The sequence below is a fragment of the Streptomyces sp. NPDC047061 genome, from assembly GCF_040643955.1.
Classification (GTDB): domain Bacteria; phylum Actinomycetota; class Actinomycetes; order Streptomycetales; family Streptomycetaceae; genus Streptomyces.
This window is the reverse complement of the sequence record NZ_JBEYVI010000002.1, coordinates 249,503-269,997: the sequence shown is the minus strand read 5'-3', so window position 1 is coordinate 269,997 and position 20,495 is coordinate 249,503. Positions and strand designations below refer to the sequence as shown.

23 protein-coding genes and 4 tRNA genes are annotated in these 20,495 nt (G+C 70.3%); 7 read left to right on the top strand and 20 right to left on the bottom strand.

The window, feature by feature from the left end; genetic code table 11:
* Window positions 1–511: 511 nt before the first annotated feature.
* The 8 genes from rplL to ABZ887_RS04630 form a co-directional block, all read right to left on the bottom strand.
* Window positions 512–895, bottom strand: coding sequence for a 50S ribosomal protein L7/L12 (gene rplL / locus ABZ887_RS04665; RefSeq protein WP_361283357.1), 384 nt, complete (start codon window positions 893–895; stop codon window positions 512–514).
* Window positions 896–1,016: 121 nt separating this feature from the next.
* Window positions 1,017–1,547 (bottom strand): 50S ribosomal protein L10, encoded by a 531-nt coding sequence (rplJ, locus tag ABZ887_RS04660; protein ID WP_361282886.1) that lies wholly within the window; start codon window positions 1,545–1,547, stop codon window positions 1,017–1,019.
* Between the two features lie 413 nt (window positions 1,548–1,960).
* Window positions 1,961–2,890, bottom strand: a complete 930-nt coding sequence (locus ABZ887_RS04655; protein WP_361282884.1) for a hypothetical protein — start codon at window positions 2,888–2,890, stop codon at window positions 1,961–1,963.
* Window positions 2,891–3,055: 165 nt separating this feature from the next.
* Window positions 3,056–3,781, bottom strand: coding sequence for a 50S ribosomal protein L1 (rplA, locus tag ABZ887_RS04650; protein WP_360239580.1), 726 nt, complete (start codon window positions 3,779–3,781; stop codon window positions 3,056–3,058).
* A gap of 81 nt (window positions 3,782–3,862) precedes the next feature.
* The gene (rplK, locus tag ABZ887_RS04645; RefSeq protein WP_055631380.1) at window positions 3,863–4,297 is read right to left on the bottom strand and encodes a 50S ribosomal protein L11; all 435 of its coding nucleotides are present in this window, start codon (window positions 4,295–4,297) and stop codon (window positions 3,863–3,865) included.
* Window positions 4,298–4,509: 212 nt separating this feature from the next.
* Window positions 4,510–5,361, bottom strand: a complete 852-nt coding sequence (gene nusG, locus ABZ887_RS04640) for a transcription termination/antitermination protein NusG (RefSeq protein WP_361282881.1) — start codon at window positions 5,359–5,361, stop codon at window positions 4,510–4,512.
* An 80-nt stretch (window positions 5,362–5,441) separates the two neighbouring features.
* Window positions 5,442–5,726, bottom strand: coding sequence for a preprotein translocase subunit SecE (gene secE, locus ABZ887_RS04635; protein WP_361282879.1), 285 nt, complete (start codon window positions 5,724–5,726; stop codon window positions 5,442–5,444).
* Between the two features lie 109 nt (window positions 5,727–5,835).
* Window positions 5,836–5,908, bottom strand: a tRNA-Trp gene (locus tag ABZ887_RS04630).
* A gap of 261 nt (window positions 5,909–6,169) precedes the next feature.
* Here ABZ887_RS04630 and ABZ887_RS04625 point away from each other — a divergent pair.
* Complete coding sequence (locus ABZ887_RS04625) at window positions 6,170–7,396, top strand: pyridoxal phosphate-dependent aminotransferase (protein WP_361282877.1); 1,227 nt, start codon at window positions 6,170–6,172, stop codon at window positions 7,394–7,396.
* A 170-nt stretch (window positions 7,397–7,566) separates the two neighbouring features.
* Entirely contained in the window at window positions 7,567–8,607 is a 1,041-nt protein-coding gene (locus tag ABZ887_RS04620) for an adenosine deaminase (protein WP_361282875.1), read from the top strand.
* Between the two features lie 7 nt (window positions 8,608–8,614).
* On the opposite strand, the gene ABZ887_RS04615 is transcribed toward ABZ887_RS04620, so the two are convergent.
* Window positions 8,615–9,244, bottom strand: coding sequence for a helix-turn-helix domain-containing protein (locus ABZ887_RS04615; RefSeq protein WP_361282873.1), 630 nt, complete (start codon window positions 9,242–9,244; stop codon window positions 8,615–8,617).
* Between the two features lie 166 nt (window positions 9,245–9,410).
* On the opposite strand from ABZ887_RS04615, the gene ABZ887_RS04610 reads away from it, so the two are divergent.
* Window positions 9,411–10,040, top strand: a complete 630-nt coding sequence (locus ABZ887_RS04610) for an NAD(P)H-binding protein (RefSeq protein ID WP_361282871.1) — start codon at window positions 9,411–9,413, stop codon at window positions 10,038–10,040.
* A 38-nt stretch (window positions 10,041–10,078) separates the two neighbouring features.
* On the opposite strand, the gene ABZ887_RS04605 is transcribed toward ABZ887_RS04610, so the two are convergent.
* From ABZ887_RS04605 to ABZ887_RS04570, 8 genes are all read right to left on the bottom strand, one after another.
* Window positions 10,079–11,134 carry a UDP-N-acetylmuramate dehydrogenase gene (locus tag ABZ887_RS04605; protein WP_361282869.1) on the bottom strand — a complete coding sequence of 352 codons (1,056 nt, stop codon included), beginning with the start codon at window positions 11,132–11,134 and terminating at the stop codon, window positions 10,079–10,081.
* A gap of 122 nt (window positions 11,135–11,256) precedes the next feature.
* The gene (locus tag ABZ887_RS04600; RefSeq protein WP_361282867.1) at window positions 11,257–12,693 is read right to left on the bottom strand and encodes a DHA2 family efflux MFS transporter permease subunit; all 1,437 of its coding nucleotides are present in this window, start codon (window positions 12,691–12,693) and stop codon (window positions 11,257–11,259) included.
* A 103-nt stretch (window positions 12,694–12,796) separates the two neighbouring features.
* Window positions 12,797–13,378 carry a TetR/AcrR family transcriptional regulator gene (locus ABZ887_RS04595; RefSeq protein WP_361282865.1) on the bottom strand — a complete coding sequence of 194 codons (582 nt, stop codon included), beginning with the start codon at window positions 13,376–13,378 and terminating at the stop codon, window positions 12,797–12,799.
* Between the two features lie 162 nt (window positions 13,379–13,540).
* Window positions 13,541–13,969 carry a MaoC family dehydratase gene (locus ABZ887_RS04590; RefSeq protein WP_361282863.1) on the bottom strand — a complete coding sequence of 143 codons (429 nt, stop codon included), beginning with the start codon at window positions 13,967–13,969 and terminating at the stop codon, window positions 13,541–13,543.
* 7 nt (window positions 13,970–13,976) lie between these two features.
* Window positions 13,977–14,438, bottom strand: coding sequence for a MaoC family dehydratase N-terminal domain-containing protein (locus ABZ887_RS04585; RefSeq protein ID WP_361282861.1), 462 nt, complete (start codon window positions 14,436–14,438; stop codon window positions 13,977–13,979).
* A gap of 115 nt (window positions 14,439–14,553) precedes the next feature.
* Window positions 14,554–14,718, bottom strand: coding sequence for a 50S ribosomal protein L33 (gene rpmG, locus ABZ887_RS04580; RefSeq protein WP_003948671.1), 165 nt, complete (start codon window positions 14,716–14,718; stop codon window positions 14,554–14,556).
* An 89-nt stretch (window positions 14,719–14,807) separates the two neighbouring features.
* A tRNA-Met gene (locus ABZ887_RS04575) sits at window positions 14,808–14,880 on the bottom strand.
* A 46-nt stretch (window positions 14,881–14,926) separates the two neighbouring features.
* A tRNA-Thr gene (locus ABZ887_RS04570) sits at window positions 14,927–14,999 on the bottom strand.
* Between the two features lie 266 nt (window positions 15,000–15,265).
* On the opposite strand from ABZ887_RS04570, the gene ABZ887_RS04565 reads away from it, so the two are divergent.
* Window positions 15,266–16,534 (top strand): amidohydrolase family protein, encoded by a 1,269-nt coding sequence (locus ABZ887_RS04565; RefSeq protein WP_361282859.1) that lies wholly within the window; start codon window positions 15,266–15,268, stop codon window positions 16,532–16,534.
* A 143-nt stretch (window positions 16,535–16,677) separates the two neighbouring features.
* Window positions 16,678–17,334: an SDR family oxidoreductase gene (locus ABZ887_RS04560; protein ID WP_361282857.1), complete on the top strand. Its 657-nt coding sequence runs from the start codon at window positions 16,678–16,680 to the stop codon at window positions 17,332–17,334.
* Between the two features lie 10 nt (window positions 17,335–17,344).
* Here the strand turns inward: ABZ887_RS04560 and ABZ887_RS04555 are convergent, their stop codons facing one another.
* Both ABZ887_RS04555 and ABZ887_RS04550 read right to left on the bottom strand, forming a co-directional pair.
* The gene (locus ABZ887_RS04555) at window positions 17,345–17,557 is read right to left on the bottom strand and encodes a hypothetical protein (RefSeq protein ID WP_361282855.1); all 213 of its coding nucleotides are present in this window, start codon (window positions 17,555–17,557) and stop codon (window positions 17,345–17,347) included.
* A gap of 215 nt (window positions 17,558–17,772) precedes the next feature.
* A tRNA-Tyr gene (locus ABZ887_RS04550) sits at window positions 17,773–17,854 on the bottom strand.
* 227 nt (window positions 17,855–18,081) lie between these two features.
* Here ABZ887_RS04550 and ABZ887_RS04545 point away from each other — a divergent pair.
* Window positions 18,082–18,570 (top strand): YajQ family cyclic di-GMP-binding protein, encoded by a 489-nt coding sequence (locus ABZ887_RS04545; RefSeq protein WP_351748076.1) that lies wholly within the window; start codon window positions 18,082–18,084, stop codon window positions 18,568–18,570.
* Between the two features lie 100 nt (window positions 18,571–18,670).
* Here the strand turns inward: ABZ887_RS04545 and ABZ887_RS04540 are convergent, their stop codons facing one another.
* Entirely contained in the window at window positions 18,671–18,937 is a 267-nt protein-coding gene (locus ABZ887_RS04540; RefSeq protein ID WP_361283355.1) for a GlsB/YeaQ/YmgE family stress response membrane protein, read from the bottom strand.
* 202 nt (window positions 18,938–19,139) lie between these two features.
* Here ABZ887_RS04540 and ABZ887_RS04535 point away from each other — a divergent pair, with 202 nt between their 5' ends.
* Complete coding sequence (locus ABZ887_RS04535; RefSeq protein WP_361282853.1) at window positions 19,140–20,387, top strand: amino acid permease; 1,248 nt, start codon at window positions 19,140–19,142, stop codon at window positions 20,385–20,387.
* Window positions 20,388–20,495: the final 108 nt, after the last annotated feature.

Here is a 20,495-nt window from a genome sequence, read left to right as displayed (position 1 = left end):
GTCCCTTCCCGGACACAGAGACAGAAACCCCAGTTCAGAGGAGGTTCGGTCGTCGGCGTTCGGGTGAGGGCAGACCCCTGGTGACGGGCAGGGGAAGGCTAACAGGCAGCGCAAAGGGTCAGTGTAGCCACTTGGCACACTGATGTCCAGTCCCCATTTTCTGAGACCCTCTTCATCGTCAACGCCTGCGTCATGCCTGCCCTCAACGCACGTTGATACTGCCCTCTTCGTCGCCGATCCATGCCTCGGATTCGGACCGTTCTGGCGACGCGTCCTGAGAATTGCGCGCTGCGTGCGGTTCGTCAAGGCCCCTCTGCGCAAACCCGGTGCGCCGGAGACACGACGAAGATCACCATACCCCTCGCCGTCACAGGAGCAAGGCAACCGCGGTCGCCCTTCCGGGAACGCCGAAGAGCGACCACCCGGATGGATGATCGCTCTTCGCGGTCTGCGCGTTACAGCCCCCGAGGGGGTGTTTCAGCACACAGAGGTCTGCTCGACCTCAGAGGCCTTACTTGACCTCGACGGAGGCGCCGGCGCCCTTGAGGGACTCGGCGGCCTTCTCGGCGGCGTCCTTGGCGACCTTCTCGAGAACGGCCTTCGGGGCGCCGTCCACGAGGTCCTTGGCCTCCTTCAGACCGAGGGAGGTCAGCTCACGCACGACCTTGATGACCTGGATCTTCTTGTCGCCGGCGCCGGTGAGGATGACGTCGAACTCGTCCTTCTCCTCGACGGCCTCGGCGGGGGCGGCCGGGCCGGCCGGGCCCGCGACGGCAACCGCGGCGGCGGCGGTGACGTCGAACTTCTCCTCGAACGCCTTCACGAACTCGGAGAGCTGGATCAGGGTCATCGTCTCGAACTCGGCGAGCAGTTCGTCCTGGGTGAGAGCCACGATGGCTTTCCTTCCACTAATTCGGCTGGTGCCGGATGTACATGTCTGGCGGGCGTACGTTCGGCCCGCTACGACCTCTGCCTCAGGCGGGACGCCTCAGGCGGCGGTCATTTCGCGAGCCGAGTTACTCGGCACCGCCCTGCTCGTCCTGCTTGGCGCGAAGCGCGTCCACGGTGCGGACGAGCTTCGACGGGAGCGCCTGGAAGAGCTGTGCAGTCTGCGTCTGCTTGCCCTTCAGGGCGCCCGCCAGCTTGGCGAGCAGAACCTCGCGGGACTCGAGGTCCGCAAGCTTCTTGATCTCGTCGGCGGAGAGCGCCTTGCCGTCAAGGACACCGCCCTTGATGACGAGGTTCGGGTTGTCCTTGGCGAAGTCACGAAGACCCTTCGCCGACGTCACCGGGTCACCGGTGATGAAGGCGACCGCCGTCGGACCGTTGAACAGGTCGTCGAGCGTCGAGATCCCGGCCTCGTTGGCCGCAATCTTGGTCAGCGTGTTCTTCACCACGGCGTACTGGGCGTCTTCACCGAGCGACCGGCGCAGCGTCTTGAGCTGCGCCACGGTGAGACCCCGGTACTCGGTCAGCACGGCGGCGTTCGAGCTACGGAACTGCTCCGTGAGCTCGGCCACCGCGGCAGCCTTGTCGGGCCTTGCCATAGAGCGTCGGCCTCCTTCCGGGTGATGAGGACCGCTCAGAAGGGGCTGAGGAAAACGAAACGCCCCGGCGCAGGCGCACGGGGCGTAGCTCGACCGAAACCACACACGCGATGCATGCGTCTCCGGGAGCACTTCCACAGTCACCTGCGCGGGTCGTCCGCGGTTCAGCGGATCCTTCGGCCACCGCACACCCTTACGAGCACACGGCAACGACCAGCGGTCTTTGGCTTCTGTAGGAGAGTACGGGACCGGCACGCCGTCGAGCAAATCCGCGCCACGACAACGCGCCCCAAAGGGGCGCGGGGCCGTACCGATGTGCGGCTGCCGCCGCGCGGGCGCGACCAGCCCCCACCGGCCGTCAGCCGAACAGCCACCCTTCCGCCCCTACCCCTCCCGGAAGTCGACCCGACGGCTCAGGACGTCAGCCCGCTCGCGCCCTGCGTCTTGAGCAGCGTCGTGAAGTCCGCGGTGTCGCCGGCCGGCGGCTTCTGCGCGCTGACCTTCACGCCGTAGTCGCTGTAGTGCGCGGTCTGGGTCATCGCGCCGTTCGCCGTGTCGGCCTTCTCGGTCTTCTTGACCAGCAGGTCCTGGGCGTTGACCCAGATGTCGACGGTCTCGGTGCTGACGCCGGCCTGGGTGAGCTGCTTCTTCAGGGCGGCCAGCTGGCCCGCCGTGAGGCTGCTGCTCTGCCCGGCCAGGTCGGCCACGTTCACCGTGCCCGCGTAGTGGGTGGTGGCCTGGCCGTCGACCTTCTCCTCGCCGACCTTCTGCACGTCGCCGGAGGCCAGCAGCATCTGCACGGACTTGTTGGGCGTGGTGTTCTGCATCTGGTCCTTGAGCAGCGCGCCCGAGCCGCCGGCGACGGAGGCCAGGTCGCCGTACCCGTACCGGATCCAGTGCTTGCCGCCGGTCTGCGCGGCGAACGTGTCGCTCATCTTCGCGTAGTAGGCGTCGGGCAGATAGCGGGCCTCCATCGACGTCGTGCCGAGCTTCCGCATCAGCTCGGCCGTGCTGCCGCCGGTGTAGGTGATGGTGACCGTGCCGGTTATGCCGTCGCCCCAGGCGAGGCTGCCGTTCGTCGTCATGGACAGCAGGGAGCCCATGGTCGTGGTGGAGCGGACCCGGGCGGAGTCGGCGCTGTCGGTGGACTTCTCCGCGGAGCGCAGTGCTGCGATGGGGCTGACCCGGGTCGCGGCGCGGGCACCGGCCCTGTCCTCCTTGCCGGAGCCTCCGGAGCCCGTGGACCCCCCGGAACCGCCCGCGGAACTGCAGGCGGCCACCCCGGTCAGCGCGGCCGCCACCGCGATCGAGACGACCGTACGACGTACCTGCCCGCTCTTCATCCCGCCCACCCCCATGAAGGTCCCGTACCCCGACGCTAACCCAGGGCACCGACAACGCGCCGAGAGTCGCACAAACAGCAGGACGGGCCCCGCAACCCTTTCGGTTGCGGGGCCCGTCCTGATGCTGTCGCGTCCCTGACGCGGCTACCGGACCGAGCGCGGGGCTCAGACGGCGGCCGGGTCCTCCTCGACGAGGAGGTTGCGGGTGCGGTTCGGGTCGACCGGGATGCCGGGGCCCATGGTGGTGCTGACGGCGGCCTTCTTGATGTAGCGGCCCTTGGCGGCGGACGGCTTCAGACGGAGGATCTCCTCCAGCGCGGCGCCGTAGTTCTCCACCAGCTTGTCGTCCTCGAAGGACGTCTTGCCGATGATGAAGTGCAGGTTCGAGTGCTTGTCGACGCGGAACTCGATCTTGCCGCCCTTGATCTCGGTCACAGCCTTCGCGGTGTCCGGGGTCACGGTGCCGGTCTTCGGGTTCGGCATCAGACCACGCGGGCCGAGGACGCGGCCGAGGCGGCCGACCTTGCCCATGAGGTCCGGGGTGGCGACGACGGCGTCGAAGTCCAGACGGCCCTTCGCCACCTCGTCGATCAGCTCGTCGGCGCCGACGATGTCGGCGCCCGCGGCACGCGCGGCCTCGGCACGGTCACCGGTCGCGAAGACCAGGACCCGGGCGGTCTTGCCGGTGCCGTGCGGGAGGTTCACGGTGCCACGGACCATCTGGTCGGCCTTGCGCGGGTCGACACCCAGGCGGAAGGCGACCTCGACGGTGCCGTCGAACTTGGTCGTGGAGGTCTCCTTGGCGAGACGGACGGCCTCGAGCGGGGCGTACAGCTTCTCCCGGTCGATCTTCTCGTCCGCAGCGCGAAGGGCCTTGCTGCGCTTGCTCACAACTTGCTCCTGTGTGTTCTGAAGGAGTCGTGGTGTACGGGCCGAGCAGGCCCTACCACGGTGGTTCTACGAAGGTGGGGTTCAGCCCTCGACCGTGATGCCCATGGAACGGGCGGTGCCGGCGATGATCTTCGCGGCGGCGTCCAGGTCGTTGGCGTTCAGGTCGGGGAGCTTGGTCGTGGCGATCTCGCGGACCTGCGCCTCGGTGATCTTGGCGACCTTGGTCTTGTGCGGCTCGCCGGAGCCCTTCTCGACACCAGCGGCCTTGAGGATCATCTTCGCGGCCGGCGGGGTCTTGGTGACGAAGGTGAAGGAACGGTCCTCGTAGACCGTGATCTCCACCGGGATGACCCAGCCACGCTGCGACTCGGTCGCGGCGTTGTAGGCCTTGCAGAACTCCATGATGTTGACGCCGTGCTGACCGAGCGCGGGGCCGACCGGCGGAGCCGGGTTCGCCGCACCGGCGTTGATCTGGAGCTTGATGAGCCCCGTGACCTTCTTCTTCTTGGGAGGCATAGCTCTCCGGGTCCTTTCATTTCGGGTCCTGCCTGCGCGAGGGGACCAACCCGAACGCAGGCATACCGCACAACGATAACGGGTATAGATGCGCGGCCAAAAACGAACAGGTCAGGGGGCTCCCCTTGAAGCCGACCCTGACCAGTCCTACCTAGGGGCGCGAGGAACTGCGCGACCAGCCCCCACGCACCCGCAGTCGAACGACCAGCGACTCAGTTCTTCTGAATCTGGTCGAACGAAAGCTCGACAGGCGTCTCACGCCCGAAGATCTCCACCAGACCCTTGACCTTCTTCGAGTCCGGGTTGATCTCGTTGATCGTCGCCTGCAGCGTGGCGAACGGACCGTCGGTCACCGTCACCGAGTCGCCCACCTCGAAGTCCAGCACCTGGACCTCGACCTTGCGCTGCGGCGCCGGCTTGCCCTCGGCCTCGGCCGCCTCGCGTGCCGCCTTCTCCTCGGCCTCCGGCGCGAGCATCTTGACGATCTCGTCCAGGGTCAGCGGGTAGGGGTCGTACGCGTTGCCGACGAAGCCGGTGACGCCGGGGGTGTTGCGGACAACGCCCCACGACTCGTTGGTCAGGTCCATACGGACGAGCACGTAACCGGGCAGCTTGTTCTGCTTGATGGTCTTGCGGTCGCCGTTCTTGATCTGGACGACCTCTTCCTGCGGCACCTCGGCCTGGAAGATGTAGTCCTCGACGTTCAGCGAGACGGCGCGCTGCTCCAGATTGGTCTTCACGCGGTTCTCGTAGCCGGCGTACGTGTGGATGACGTACCACTCGCCGGGGAGCAGTCGCAGCTCCTCGCGCAGTGCCTGGACGGGGTCGACCGGCTCGGCGGGCTCTTCCTCGACGAGCTCGTCCGCGACGGCCTCGTCTTCCGCTTCCTCGTCCTCGACGTCCTCGACGTGGACCGCGGTCTCCTCGGCCGGCTCCCCCAGTTCGGCTTCGGCAGCCTCGAACTCGTCCTGCTCGTCCGCGCCCTCGACGATGTCCAGCTCGTCTTCGACGGCCTCTTCGGGCTCGACGGCCTCGACGGCGTCGTTCAGGTTCGGGTCAGACACGATGGCTGCTTCTTCCTGGATACATAGAGGTGGAACATGCGAAAACGGGCGCCGGTACCACGGCGCCCTTCGCTCTGTGCTCAGCCGAAGACGTACTTGGCCGCGTGGTTGAGTCCATAGTCAATCACGGTCACCAGAGCGATCATGATCGTGACGAAGAAGATCACCACAGTGGTGTACGACGTCAACTGGTTACGAGTCGGCCAGACGACCTTGCGGAGTTCCGCGATGATCTGGCGGTAGAAGGTGCCGAGACGCTTCAGCGGGCCCTTCTTGGCACGCTTACCGCCCTTGCGGCCCTTCTTCTTGGACTCCTGCACCTCATCGGCATCAGGCGTGTCGATGGAGCCCACGGCGTCCGTCATTCGTCCTCACCTGGTCCCGGGTCATGGCCGTGCCGCGCCCGGTTTCTGGAGCCGCACGGCGGTGCAATGCTTGTACGTACATGCGCACACATCCTGGCGGTGTGTGTAGCAGGGCCGGAGGGACTTGAACCCCCAACCGCCGGTTTTGGAGACCGGTGCTCTACCAATTGAGCTACGACCCTTCGTGTGTCCCCCAACGTACCGCATCCGGCCGGGTGCTCGTTGTGCACCGGCTCAGGCACGGCTGTTGAAGGCCAACGAGGTGAGAGTGTACGTGGTCCGCGGCGCCGCGTCGAACAGAAAGTGGCAGTCCTGGGGGACCGTACGGAAGATCGTCCTGGCCGGGGGCCGGATCCGCACGCTTGTTCACGGTTCGGCCCGTGGTTGTTCAGTCTGTGAAACCGGCGTGCCGGGCAGGTTTCCGGTCTGAAACGATAGGCCCCATGAGCGCTGCAACCCCTCCCACCGAGCGCCGGGTCTCCGCCCGAGTCGGCGCGATCTCCGAGTCCGCCACCCTCGCCGTGGACGCCAAGGCCAAGGCCCTCAAGGCCGCCGGGCGCCCGGTGATCGGCTTCGGCGCCGGTGAGCCCGACTTCCCGACGCCGGACTACATCGTCGAGGCCGCCATCGAGGCCTGCAAGAACCCGAAGTACCACCGCTACACGCCGGCCGGCGGTCTGCCCGAGCTGAAGGCCGCGATCGCCGCGAAGACGCTGCGCGACTCCGGCTACGAGGTCGACGCCTCCCAGGTCCTCGTCACCAACGGCGGCAAGCAGGCCATCTACGAGGCCTTCGCCGCGATCCTGGACCCGGGCGACGAGGTCATCGTCCCCGCCCCGTACTGGACGACCTACCCGGAGTCCATCCGGCTGGCCGGCGGTGTCCCGGTCGAGGTCGTCGCGGACGAGACCACCGGCTACCGCGTCTCCGTGGAGGAGCTGGAGGCGGCCCGCACCGAGAAGACGAAGGTCGTGCTCTTCGTCTCCCCGTCCAACCCGACCGGCGCGGTCTACAGCGAGGCCGAGACCGAGGTGATCGGCCGCTGGGCCGTGGACCACGGCCTGTGGGTCCTCACGGACGAGATCTACGAGCACCTGGTCTACGGCGACGCGAAGTTCACCTCGCTGCCGGCGATCCTGCCCGAGCTGCGCGACAAGTGCATCGTGGTCAACGGCGTGGCGAAGACGTACGCCATGACCGGCTGGCGGGTCGGCTGGGTCATCGGCCCCAAGGACGTCGTCAAGGCGGCCACCAACCTCCAGTCGCACGCCACCTCCAACGTCTCCAACGTGGCGCAGGTCGCCGCCCTGGCCGCCGTCTCCGGCGACCTGGCGGCCGTGGCGAAGATGCGCGAGGCCTTCGACCGGCGCCGCCAGACGATCGTGCGGATGCTGAACGAGATCGACGGCGTGCTCTGCCCGGAGCCCGAGGGCGCCTTCTACGCGTACCCGTCGGTCAAGGCGCTGCTCGGCAAGGAGATCCGCGGCCGGCGCCCGGCCTCCTCGGTGGAGCTGGCCGAGCTGATCCTGGAGGAGGCCGAGGTCGCGGTCGTCCCGGGCGAGGCCTTCGGCACGCCCGGCTACCTGCGCCTGTCGTACGCGCTGGGTGACGAGGACCTCGCCGAGGGCGTGAGCCGGATGCAGAAGCTGCTGGCGGAGGCCAGGGACTGACGTCACCGACGTCCGCTGCGAAAACACGCTCCACGCGCGCGTGCGGGCCGTCTCCTCCGGGGAGGCGGCCCGTTCTCGTGTCCGGTCCGCGGTGCGCTCTCGTGTGCGAGCAAGGCCACTAACGGGGAATCCGCTACCGGTACGGCAGCCGCGTACGGCAGGATCCTGGAATGGAGCACGTACGTGATGTCACTGAGCTGCCGAAAGCTCATCTGCATCTGCACTTCACCGGTTCGATGCGGCCGGAAACCGTCCTGGAACTGGCCGACAAGTACGGCGTGCGCCTCCCCGAGGCGCTGACCGAAGCCCTGACCAGCGGCGAACCACCGAGACTGCGGGCCACCGACGAGCGGGGCTGGTTCCGCTTCCAGCGGCTGTACGACGCCGCGCGCTCCTGCCTGAGAGAGCCCGAGGACATCCGGCGGCTGGTGCGGGAGGCCGCCGAGGAGGATCTCAGGGACGGTTCGGGCTGGCTGGAGATCCAGGTGGACCCGACGTCGTACGCCCCGCGGCTCGGCGGTCTGATCCCGGCCCTGGAGATCATCCTGGACGCGGTCGAGACGACCTCCCGGGAGACCGGCCTCGGCATGCGTGTCCTGGTGGCCGCGAACCGCATGAAGCACCCCCTGGACGCACGCACCCTGGCCCGGCTCGCCGTCCGGTACGCGGACCGGGGCGTGGTCGGCTTCGGGCTGTCGAACGACGAGCGGCGGGGCATGGCGCGGGACTTCGACCGGGCGTTCCACATCGCGCGCGAGGGCGGCCTGCTGGCGGCCCCGCACGGCGGCGAGCTGACCGGCCCGGCGTCGGTCCGGGACTGCCTGGACGACCTGCACGCCACCCGGATCGGGCACGGTGTGCGGGCGGCGGAGGACCCGAGGCTGCTCAAGCGCCTGGCGGACCGGGAGATCACCTGCGAGGTGTGCCCGGCCTCCAACGTGGCCCTGGGCGTCTACGAGAAGCCCGAGGACGTCCCGCTGCGCACGCTCTTCGAGGCGGGCGTCCCGATGGCCCTGGGCGCCGACGACCCGCTCCTGTTCGGCTCCCGGCTGGCCGCGCAGTACGACATCGCGCGCGTGCACCACGGCTTCACGGACGCGGAACTGGCGGAACTGGCCCGCCAGTCGGTCCGGGGCTCGGCGGCACCGGAGGACGTGAAGGCCAAGCTCCTCGCGGACATCGACGCCTGGCTCGTCGCCCCGGTGTCCTGATTCCGGATCACGCCCCGGCGGCAGGGCGGGCGCGCTCCTCGGCGACGGAGAGCCCGCCCAGCAGGGTGCGGGCGAGCCGGGCGGCGAACTGGTCCACCGGCGGGCGCTCGCCGGTCGGGGTCGCGTCGTAGGCGAAGACGCGCTGGACACAGGCGCCGAGCAGCAGGACGGCGGCGGCGGAGGTGTCGGCGTCGGGGCGGATCCGGCCGGCGGTCTGTTCGGCGCGCAGATACGCGTCCAGGGCCTCGATCGGGACGTGCGGCCCCGCGCCGATGGTGCGCAGCTTGTCGTCGAGCTTCCGCTTGAGCTGCCGTTCGGCGTACAGGGACGCGGCGATCGGGAAGCTCTCCTCGTAGAAGAGGGCGGCCTGCCGGGCGATCCGGGTGAGGTTCTCCTCCAGGGTGCCCCGGCCGGGTTCGACGGTGAGCTCGCCCAGCAGCGGGACGAGCTGCGGCAGCCGTTCGGCGAGCACGTGCACGAACAGCTCTTCCTTGCTGGGGAAGTACTTGTAGAGGGCGGCCTCGGAGCAGCCGGCCGCCCGGGCGATCTCCTTGGTGGTGGCGCGGGCCAGCCCGACGGTGAGCATCAGCTCGTGGGCGGCGTCGAGGATGCGGACGCGGGCCGGTTTCTGCTCCATGGCATCCAAGGATCACATGCCCCTTCCAGCGGCTTCGACGGACTTCCCCGAAGGGCCTTGACTGGTGAGTGAATGCTTACCCACTCTAGGAGGAGACGGAGGTGAGTGAATACTCACCCACCACTTTTGCCGTCACCACTCTTGCTGTGCTGGAACGGGAGCAGTCATGAATCTCACTGTGTTCGGCGCGACCGGCGGGATCGGCCGGGAGCTCGTCCGTCAGGCGCTGGCGTCCGGCCACCGGGTCACGGCGGTCGTCCGCGACCCCGCCCGGCTGACCGTGACCGGCACGGGCCTGGAGGTGGTCCGCGCGGACCTCACGGACCCCGAGGTGATCCGCCCGGCGCTGACCGGCCGGAACGCGGTCCTGTCCGGCCTGGGCCCGCGCGGCCGGGGCGACGCCGGTGTCGCCGCCCGGCTGACCCGCACGGTCCTGGCCGCCATGGAGGCGGAGGCCGTACGACGGCTGGTGGTGGTCAGCGCGGCGCCGGTGGGCCCGGAACCGGACGACGGCCTCCTGGACCGCTCCATGCGCGGTCTGGTCTCCACCATCCTCAGGCCGGTCTACGACGACCTGCGCGAGATGGAGGCGGAGCTGTCCCGCAGCGGCACGGACTGGACCTCCGTGCGCCCGCCGCGCCTGCAGGACAAGCCGCTGACCGGGACCTACCGCACGGTGGTGGGCGGCTTCCCGCGCAAGGGACGCTTCATCGCGCGGGCGGACGTGGCCCACGCGATGCTCGCGGTGATCGAGGACGCCGGGACGGTGAAGCAGGGGGTGGGAGTGGCGTACTGAGCCTCGTGACTCCTGCCCCTCCAGAGGTTCTTGCCTCTCTAGAGGCTCACGCCGACGGTCACCGGCTCGTTGACCAGGGTCACGCCGAAGGCTTCCCGGACCCCGGCGACGACCTCCCGCGCCAGTGCCAGCAGGTCCTCGGCGGTGGCCCCGCCCCGGTTCGTCAGCGCCAGCGTGTGCTTCGTGGAGATCCTGGCCGCGCCGCTGCCGTAGCCCTTGGTGAACCCGGCCTTGTCGATCAGCCAGGCCGCCGAGGTCTTGGTACGCCCGTCCCCCGCCGGGTAGGCGGGCGGCTCGGCCGCGTCCCCCAGCCGCTCCCGCACGCGCGCGTGGAAGGCGGCGAACTGCTCGTCCGTGAGGATCGGGTTGGTGAAGAAGGACCCCGCCGACCAGGTGTCGTGGTCCTCGGGATCCAGCACCATCCCCTTCCCGGCGCGCAGCTTGAGCACCGCCTCGCGGACCTCGGCGAGCGGTACCCGGTCCCCCGGCTCCACCCCGAGCGCCCGCGCGGCCTCCGCGTACCGCACCGGCGCCGACAGCCCGCCGGCGTCCTCGAGTCCGAACCGGACGCGCAGCACGACGTACCGCTCGGGGTCGGCCTTGAACCGGCTGTGCCGGTACGAGAACGCGCACTCCGCGTTGGTCAGCGTCACCGCCTCACCGGCCCGCCGGTCGTACGCGACGACCTCCGTGACGGTCGCGGAGACCTCCTGCCCGTACGCCCCCACGTTCTGGATGGGCGTGGCACCGGCGGAGCCCGGGATCCCGGCGAGGCACTCGATGCCCGCGAGGCCGGCTTCGACGGTGCGGGCGACCGCGTCGGTCCACACCTCGCCGGCCGCCAGCTCCAGCGTCGTACCGCGCAGTTCGAAGCCGGTGGTGGCGATGCGCAGGGCGGTGCCGTCGAAGCCCTTGTCGCCGATGACCAGGTTCGAGCCGCCGCCGATGACCAGCAACGGGGTCCCGCTGTCGTCGGCCGCGCGGACGGCGGCGATCACCTCGGCGTCGGTGGTCGCGGTGACCAGCCGGGTGGCGGGGCCGCCGAGCCGGAAGGTGGTGAGGGGGGCGAGGGGGGCGTCGTGGAGTTCCTGCACGCGCCCAAGACTACGAGACGCCACCGACAGTCCCGCCGCCACGAGCCGCACGCGCGCGTGGGGCCCCGTCCGCCAGGAACGGGGCCCCACGCGCGCGTACCGTCAGCCGTCGTAAGCCGCTGTCAGCCGCCGACGGTCTCCAGCGCCGGGGCCGGCTCGCCCTCGGCGACGAGCCGCGCGGCGCGCCGCCGGCCGGGGATGGCCAGGGCCGCGATCCCGGCGACGACCACCACGGCCGAGCCGGTGTACAGGGCGGGCTTCAGCCCGTCGACGAAGCTCTGGGCGCTCTCGTAGCCGCCCTGGGCGGAGAAGATGGACGACATGACCGCGACACCGAGTGCGCCGCCGACCTCGCGCAGCGCGTTGTTGGCGCCGGAGGCGATGCCCTGTTCCTGCGGCCGTACGGCGGACATCACCAGGTTGGCGGCCGGGGCGAAGTACAGGGCCATGCCGATGCCGCTGACGATCAGGCCGGGCAGCTGGGCGCCGTAGGAGGCGTCGGCGGTGACGACATAGGCCAGGTAGCCGAGCCCGGCGGCCTGCAGGAAGAGTCCGGCCGCGACGACCGGGCGGCCGCCTATGCGGTCGGACAGGATGCCCGCGATCGGCGCGACGATCATCGGCATGCCGGTCCAGGGCAGCATCCGGAGGCCCGCCTCGGTGGGCGAGTAGCCGAGCACGCCCTGCATGTACTGGCTGAGCAGGAAGATCGAGCCGAACATCCCGAGGAACATCAGGAGGCTGGCCGCGTTGATCCCGGAGAAGGCGCGGGAGCGGAAGAGCCGCATCGGCAGCATGGGGTTCTTGGCGCGGCTGCCGTGGAAGACGAAGCCGACGAGCAGGGCGGCGCCCGCGAACAGCCCGGTGAGCACGAGCGGGCTGGTCCAGCCGTCGGCGGGGCCGCGCACCAGGCCGTAGACGATCCCGAAGAGACCGCCGCTGGCGAGCAGGGTGCCGGGGACGTCGAGCGGGGCGCCGGTGCCGTGGGACTCGGCGAGGCGGAGGCGGGCGAGCGGCAGCAGGGCGAGGCCGAGCGGCACGTTCAGCCAGAAGATCCAGTGCCAGGACACGTGTTCGGTGAGGCTGCCGCCGATGAGCGGCCCGGAGGCGACCGCGAGCCCGTTGACGGCACCCCAGATGCCGTACGCCATCCCGCGCCTGGCCTCGGGCACGGCGGCCGTCAGCAGGGTGAGGGTGAGCGGCATCATGATCGCCGCGCCGACGCCCTGCACCGCGCGGGCGGCGATCAGGGAGTCGATGCCGGGCGCCATGGCCGCGGCGGCGGAGGCGCCGGTGAAGACCGTGAGCCCGGCGAGGAAGAGCCGGCGCCGGCCGAAGCGGTCGCCGAGGGCGGCGCCGAACATCAGCAGGACGGCGAAGGTGAGCGTGTAGGCGCTCACGGTCCATTCGAGGTCGTCCAGGGCTCCGCCGAGGTCCTTGCGGATGGAGGGCAGGGCGGTGGTGACGACGAGGTTGTCGAGGGCCGCCATGAAGCCGGCGACACTCGTGATGACGAGCGCCCATCCGGCGCCCCCGCGGCGTGCGGTCTCTTGTGACATCGCTCCCCCAGAGCATGTTCCGTGTCGGGTGGTGAGTTAGTTATTGATCACTAATTTTCTGGCCCATGAAAAAGGCCCGGACCGGGAACGGCGGACCGCCCCGTCACCCGTCGCTGCACTTGTCCAGCCGCCCCGTGGCCCCGGCGTCCGGGAACATCCCCTGCCAGATCCGGTGTTCGGGCGGAAACCCCATGGCCGAGTAGGTGTTGATGAGCATCCCCTTGGCCAGGAAGGCCGTGGTGGCCTCGACGTCGGCCCCCGAGAGCAGGTGGACGGCGCCCCAGAGCCGCATCCAGCCGTCCCGCACCAGCTCACCGAACTCGTGCTCGCCCTCCGCCTCCGCGGCCGCGACGGTGATGTACGTCTGCATCTGCATCTGGAGCCGCTCCGGCCGCTCCTGGATCAGCCGCACATACGCCTCGCCCATGGCCCGCAGGGCCTCCTCGCCCTTCAGCCCCTCGGCCGCCTCCCCGAAGACCTGCCGCATGTCGTCGATGCAGCGCTCCGAGGCCGCGGCGAAGATCGCCTTCTTGCCCGGGAAGAGCCGGAAGAGATACGGCTGCGAGACACCGACCCGCTTGGCGATCGCCTCGGTGGAGGTGCCGTAGTAGCCCCTCTGCGCGAACTCCGCGATCGCCGCACGGATGACGCTCTCGCGCCTCTCCTCGGCACTCATCCTGACCATGCGACGAAGTTAGTGCTCAATAACTAACTAAGTCAAGGGCCGCCCGCGAAGTGCTTCCGCGCGGGCGGCCCTTGACGCGCCCGTCCGCACAACACGCTCTGAACAACACGTAAGGGGCGCCCGCAGTGCGGAGCGCCCCTTACCCGGTCGTCGGGCCGGAACTCAGCCCAGCCGCACGACCGCACGCGACATGCCGAGCACCTTCTGACCGGCGCTCATGGCCGTCAGGTCGACGCGCACGGTGTTGTCGTCGAGCTTGGCCGCGACCTTGCCGCTGACCTCGATCAGGGCGCCCTGGTCGTCGTTCGGGACGACGACGGGCTTGGTGAAGCGGACGCCGTAGTCGACGACCGCGCCCGGGTCACCGATCCAGTCGGTCACCACACGGATCGCCTCGGCCATGGTGAACATGCCGTGCGCGATGACGTCCGGCAGGCCGACCTCCTTGGCGAACTTCTCGTTCCAGTGGATCGGGTTGAAGTCCCCGGAGGCGCCCGCGTACCGCACCAGCGTGGCACGGGTCACGGGGAAGGTCTGCGCCGGGAGTTCGGTGCCGACCTCGACGTCCTCGTAAGCGATCTTCGCCGTCATCGGATCCTCACGCCCCCTCTTCCACGTCCGCCGCGCGGGCCACCAGCTTGGTCAGGGCGCTCACCACGAGCTCGCCCGCCTCGTCGTGGACGTCGCCGCGGATGTCGATGACGTCGTTGCCCGCGAGGGACTTGATGGCCTCGATGGTCGAGGTCACGGTCAGCCGGTCGCCGGCGCGCACCGGGCGCCGGTAGGCGAACTTCTGGTCGCCGTGCACCACCCGGCTGTAGTCCAGGCCGAGCTGCGGGTCCTCGACGACCTGTCCGGCCGCGCGGAAGGTGATCGAGAAGACAAAGGTCGGCGGGGCGATCACATCGGAATGGCCGAGCGCCTTGGCGGCCTCCGCGTCCGTGTACACGGGGTTGGTGTCACCCACCGCCTCGGCGAACTCACGGATCTTCTCCCGGCCCACCTCGTAGGGCTCGGTGGGTGGGTAGGTCCGTCCCACGAAGGACTGGTCGAGCGCCATTGGCCCGGCACCTCCTGATGTCTCCTGTGCTGCCCCACAAACTAGCGGGAGGGCATCTGCCGAAACGCCGTGAGGCCGCCCCCGAGTGGGGACGGCCTCACGGACGAGCCTGTTGTTATCGCGTCTCGCGGTGCGCAGTGTGCGCGTTGCAACGCGGGCAGTGCTTCTTCATCTCCAGTCGGTCCGGGTTGTTACGCCGGTTCTTCTTGGTGATGTAGTTCCGCTCCTTGCACTCCACGCAGGCCAGCGTGATCTTCGGGCGGACGTCGGTGGCAGCCACGTGAGTGCTCCTTGACGAACGGGTGGGTTGATTTAACGCATAAAAGAGTAGCCGATCGAAGGACCGACCCCGCAATCGGCTACTGTCAGTAGCGGTGACCGGACTTGAACCGGTGACACAGCGATTATGAGCCGCTTGCTCTACCGACTGAGCTACACCGCTTTGATGAGATCGGTCCCCGTCTCGCGACGGGAACCTCTCACACCAGAGCCCCAATACGGAATCGAACCGTAGACCTTCTCCTTACCATGGAGACGCTCTGCCGACTGAGCTATTGGGGCGAGCGATGAAGACATTACACGCTCGGCCGCCGTTCACCCAAATCCGTTTCCCGCCGCCCTTCCCGGCCCCTTCCGCACGGCTCACGGGAGCCTCCCGGACCCCTTCCGGCACTCCCCACGCACCCGCGCCGAACCGTTCCCCGCAGGTCCGACGGCTGCGGTACGACTATTGCGCTCCTCCCCGCCGCACGCGGCTCGTCACCCTAGGCTCGACTCACTCTGCGTGATCTTGAGTCCAATGCCTGGACCGACCCTCATGGAGCGCGATGCCCGACAGCCAGCCGCAGCCGCCCTCGTCGTCGTCCAACCCGCAGGGTTCCTCGGGCCAGTCCGACCCGGCCGCGCTCCTGCTGTGCGGGGCGCGGCTCACCGACGGCCGGACCGTGGACGTACGGCTGGGCTGCGGGCGCATCGAGGCGGTGGGCACGGCCGGCAGCCTGACACCGAGCCCGTCCCGCGCGGGCGGCACGCGGGTGGACCTGACCGGCTACCTCCTCCTCCCGGCCCCCGCCGAACCGCACGCCCACGGCGACACCGCGCTCTCCGCCGAACACGGCGGCCCCGTCTCGTACGAACCCGAGGACGTCCAGCGCCGCGCCACCGAGGCGGCCCTGCTCCAACTCGGGCACGGCGCCACGGCGGTACGCGCGCACGTGCGCGTGGGCGACGTCCAGGGGCTCGGCGCCCTTGCCGCCGTCCTCCAGGCGCGCCGCTCGCTGCGCGGACTCGCGGAACTCACGGCGGTCGCGATGCCGCGCGTGCTGACCGGGATCGCCGGCGCCGACGGGCTGGCCATACTGCGGGACGCCGCGAAGATGGGCGCGTCCGTGGTGGGCGGCTGCCCGGACCTGGACCCCGACCCCACGGGCTACGCGGAGGCGGTCCTGGAGGTGGCCTCCGAACACGGCTGCCCGGTCGACCTGCACACGGACGCCATCGACCCGGCCCGGCTGGCCAGACTCGCGGCGATGGCCGGCGGCATGCGCCCCGGCGTGGCCCTCGGCCCGTGCGCCGGGCTCGCACGCCTGCCCTCCGAGGTCGCCGCGCGGGCCGCGGACCAGCTCGCCGCGGCCGGCATCACGGTGGTGTGCCTGCCGCAGGGCGGCTGCGGCTCCGTCGACCGCCGCGGCACGGCTCCGGTACGGCTGCTGCGCGCGGCCGGGGTACGGGTCGCCGCCGGCAGCGGCGCCCTGCGCGACCTGTCGAACCCCGTCGGCCGCGGCGACCCCCTGGAGGCGGCCTACCTCCTGGCCTCCCGCCACGGCCTGCGCCCCGAGGACGCCTACGACACCGTGAGCGCCGCCGCCCGCGCCGCCCTCGGCCTCCCCGAGGTCCGCGTGGAAGCCGGCTTCCCCGCCGAGCTCCTCGCCGTACGCGGCGACCACCTGTCCGGCGCGCTCTCCCTCGCCTACAGCCGGATCGTGGTGCACCGGGGGCGCGTGGTGGCACGCACCAGCGCGGTCCGCGAGTACTGCAACTCGGCGGTGGCAGCGGAACTGGGCCTGCCGCGGCAGGGGCGGGGCGAGTTGTCCTGAGGGACGCGGGAGCGCGCGGCACGGAGCGCGGCGCCCTCGCGACGAACCCGGCCCGGCCCGCTGTGCCGGGCGGAATCACCCGGGCGCGTGGGGCGCATGAAGTCGTGCGGCGGACGCGGGGCTTCGGGCGTACGGTCTGAGACATGCGCATTGTCATCGCTGGTGGTCATGGTCAGATCGCGTTGCGGCTGGAGCGGCTGCTCTCCGCGCGCGGGGACGAGGTCGCGGGGATCATCCGGAGAGCCGAGCAGGGCGACGACCTGCGGGCGGCCGGTGCCGAACCGGTGCTGCTGGACCTGGAGTCGGCGTCGGTCGAGGAGGTCGCGACGCACCTGCGGGGAGCGGACGCGGCGGTGTTCTCGGCGGGCGCGGGCCCCGGCAGCGGTGTGGCCCGCAAGGACACGGTGGACAGGGGCGCGGCGGTGCTGTTCGCGGACGCGGCCGTGCGCGCGGGCGTACGCCGTTTCGTGGTCGTCTCCGGGATGGGCGCGGACCCGGCGCACCAGGGTGACGGGGTCTTCGACGCCTACCTGCGGGCCAAGGGCGAGGCCGACGCGTATGTGACCCGGCAGAGTGCCCTGGACTGGACGATCCTGCGCCCCGGTGCGCTGACGGACACGCCGGGCACCGGTCTGGTACGGCTGGAGGCGCACACGGGCCGGGGCGCGGTCCCCCGCGACGACGTGGCCGCCGTACTCGCGGAGTTGGTGGACACCTCGGCGACGGCGGGCCTGACCCTGGAGCTGATCGGCGGGTCGACGCCGGTCACGGTGGCCGTGAAGTCGGTGGCCGGGAACTGAGTTCCCGCTCTCAGAACAACGGCAGCTGTCCGGGGAACTCGGGCACGACGTAACCGTCCAACGCGGGCTGTACGGCACCGATCCGGGCCTGCTGCCGCGAGCCCGAGCACGAGACCAGTTCCCCGTTCTCACGCGCCCCGGGCGGGTCGTGCCGCGCGAAACGGCCCGCCACGACGGCGATTTCACGGCGGCACACCGGGCAGGTTCTTCGTCGGGAGGACATGTGTTCAGTGTGCCCCGGGGCGGGGCCGAGACAACGGACCGCAGTCCCCGGCCACAGCGTCGCCGAAGCACCTGCATGATCTTCATCACGCTTCGTCACGCCTCGTCACGTCTCCGCGGCCGCACGGCCCCGTTCCCGTGAAGGTGTGCACACGGACACATGACTAAGGGCCCGTGACCTGCTTGACAGCAGGTCACGGGCCCTTAGTTCCCGTGTGGCGGCGCCAGGATTCGAACCTGGGAAGGCTGAGCCGGCAGATTTACAGTCTGCTCCCTTTGGCCGCTCGGGCACACCGCCGGGGTTCTGTCACCAGCTCGAACCGCCTTTCGGCGGTGCTCCCTGGCAACGACGTAAACAATACCCGATCCACAGGGGTGCTCCGCCACCCGATTGATCGCCGCCCGCGGGACGCGGGATGGCTAGGCTGGTGCGGATGCGGCCCGGCCCCGACGCCAGGCCCGGCGGCCGTCGCCGCGCGCCGGAACGCATCCCGTTACGCCCCCCGATACAAGGAGCCACAGGACATGGCCGACTCCAGTTTCGACATCGTCTCGAAGGTCGAGCGGCAGGAGGTCGACAACGCCCTCAACCAGGCCGCCAAGGAGATCTCGCAGCGCTTCGACTTCAAGGGCGTGGGCGCCTCGATCGCCTGGTCCGGCGAGAAGATCCTGATGCAGGCGAACTCCGAGGAGCGGGTCAAGGCGATCCTCGACGTCTTCCAGTCGAAGCTGATCAAGCGTGGCATCTCGCTGAAGGCGCTGGACGCCGGTGAGCCGCAGCTCTCCGGCAAGGAGTACAAGATCTTCGCCTCCATCGAGGAGGGCATCTCCCAGGAGAACGCGAAGAAGGTCGCGAAGATCATCCGCGACGAGGGCCCCAAGGGCGTGAAGGCGCAGGTCCAGGGCGACGAACTGCGTGTCAGCTCCAAGAGCCGCGACGACCTCCAGGCCGTGATCGCGCTCCTGAAGGGCCAGGACTTCGACTTCGCGCTCCAGTTCGTGAACTACCGGTAGGCAGCGCTGTCGAAGCACGAGAAGGGCGGGTACCCCGTGGTGCCCACCCTTCCCGGGCCCTCCCGGGCTCTCTCCTGCGCCGGCTGCGGCCGGGGGGTGTTCAGTCGCGCGAGTTGCCGAACAGCAGGCGATAGGCGATCAGCAGGACCAGCGAGCCGCCGATCGCCGCCACCCAGGTCGCGCCGTCGTAGAAGTTCCTGGTGATCGGGTGGTCCAGCCAGCGGGCCGATATCCAGCCGCCGAGGAACGCACCCACGATGCCGATGAGGGTCGTGCCGATGAAGCCGCCCGGGTCGCGTCCCGGCAGCAGGACCTTGGCGATGGCGCCGGCCAACAGTCCCAGGATGATCCAGCTGATGATGCCCATGACCTGAACCTGCCCTTCCACGCTGTGTTCGCACTGTTCCGGCCCTGTGATTTCGGTCTGGGCCGGCTGTGCCGGACAGGTGGTGCCGGACAGGCCGTCCGAGCCGTCCGTCTGCGTCCGTCGCGCGTGTGTTCGTGCCTTGTCGATGACGAGGACGCCTGGGCGATACCGCACGGTTGCGGTGATCCGTAAGGTGCGGTCCATGGTCACCTCCTCCCCTTCCGGTCTGCGGCGCACGCTGGGCGTGCGCGACGCCGTGGTCGTCGGACTCGGCTCGATGGTCGGGGCCGGCGTGTTCTCCGCCCTGGGCCCCGCGGCCCGCGCGGCCGGGTCGGGGCTGCTTCCCGCACTGGCCGTCGCCGCCCTGGTCGCCTACTGCAACGCCCTGTCCTCGGCCCGCCTGGCCGCGCGGTATCCGCAGTCGGGCGGCACCTACGTGTACGGGCGGGAGCGGCTCGGCGCCTTCTGGGGGTATCTCGCGGGCTGGGCGTTCGTCGTCGGCAAGACCGCGTCCTGCGCCGCGATGGCGCTCACCGTGGGCGCGTACGTCTGGCCGGGGCAGGCACATGCGGTGGCGGTCGCGGCCGTGGTGGCGCTGACCGCCGTGAACTACGGCGGCATCCAGAAGTCGGCCTGGCTGACGCGGGTGATCGTGGCCGTGGTGCTGGCGGTCCTCGCTTCCGTGGTGGTCGTGTGCCTGACGTCCGGGGCGGCGGACGCGGGGCGGCTGGACATCGGGCTGTCGTCGGGCGTGGGCGGGCTGCTCCAGGCGGCCGGCCTGCTGTTCTTCGCGTTCGCCGGGTACGCGCGGATCGCGACCCTCGGCGAGGAGGTACGGGACCCGGCCCGCACCATCCCGCGGGCGATCCCGCTGGCCCTGGGGATCACGCTGGTCGTGTACGCGTGCGTGGCGGTGGCCGCGATCTCGGTGCTGGGCACGGACGGGCTCGGGCGGGCGGCCGCGCCACTGGCCGACGCGGTACGGGCGGCCGGGATGCCGGGGCTGGTGCCCGTGGTGCGGGTGGGGGCCGCGGTGGCCGCGCTCGGCTCGCTGCTGGCCCTGATCCTGGGCGTGTCGCGGACGACGCTGGCCATGGCCCGTGACGGTCATCTGCCTCCGGCGCTGGCCGCCGTGCACCCGCGTTTCCAGGTCCCGCACCGCGCCGAGCTGGCCGTGGGCGCGGTGGTCGCCGTGGTCGCGGCGACCGCGGACGTCCGGGGTGCCATCGGGTTCTCCTCCTTCGGTGTGCTGGCGTACTACGCGGTGGCCAACGCCTCCGCGTGGACGCTGGATCCGGCGCCGCGGGCTCGGCTGGTTCCGGTGGTGGGACTGCTGGGGTGCGTGATCCTCGCGTTCGCGCTGCCGGTGGCGTCGGTGGTCTCGGGGGCGGCCGTACTGGCGGTGGGCGCGGTGGCGTATGCCGTACGGCAGTGGGCCGCGGCGCGGTAGCGACGGTGACCGCGGTGACCACGACCATGGCCGCTGCCGCTTCTCACGCCGCTTCCGCTGCCTGTGGCGCAGGACGGCGGCGTCCGCGCTCGCCAGGCCCCGGCTCTC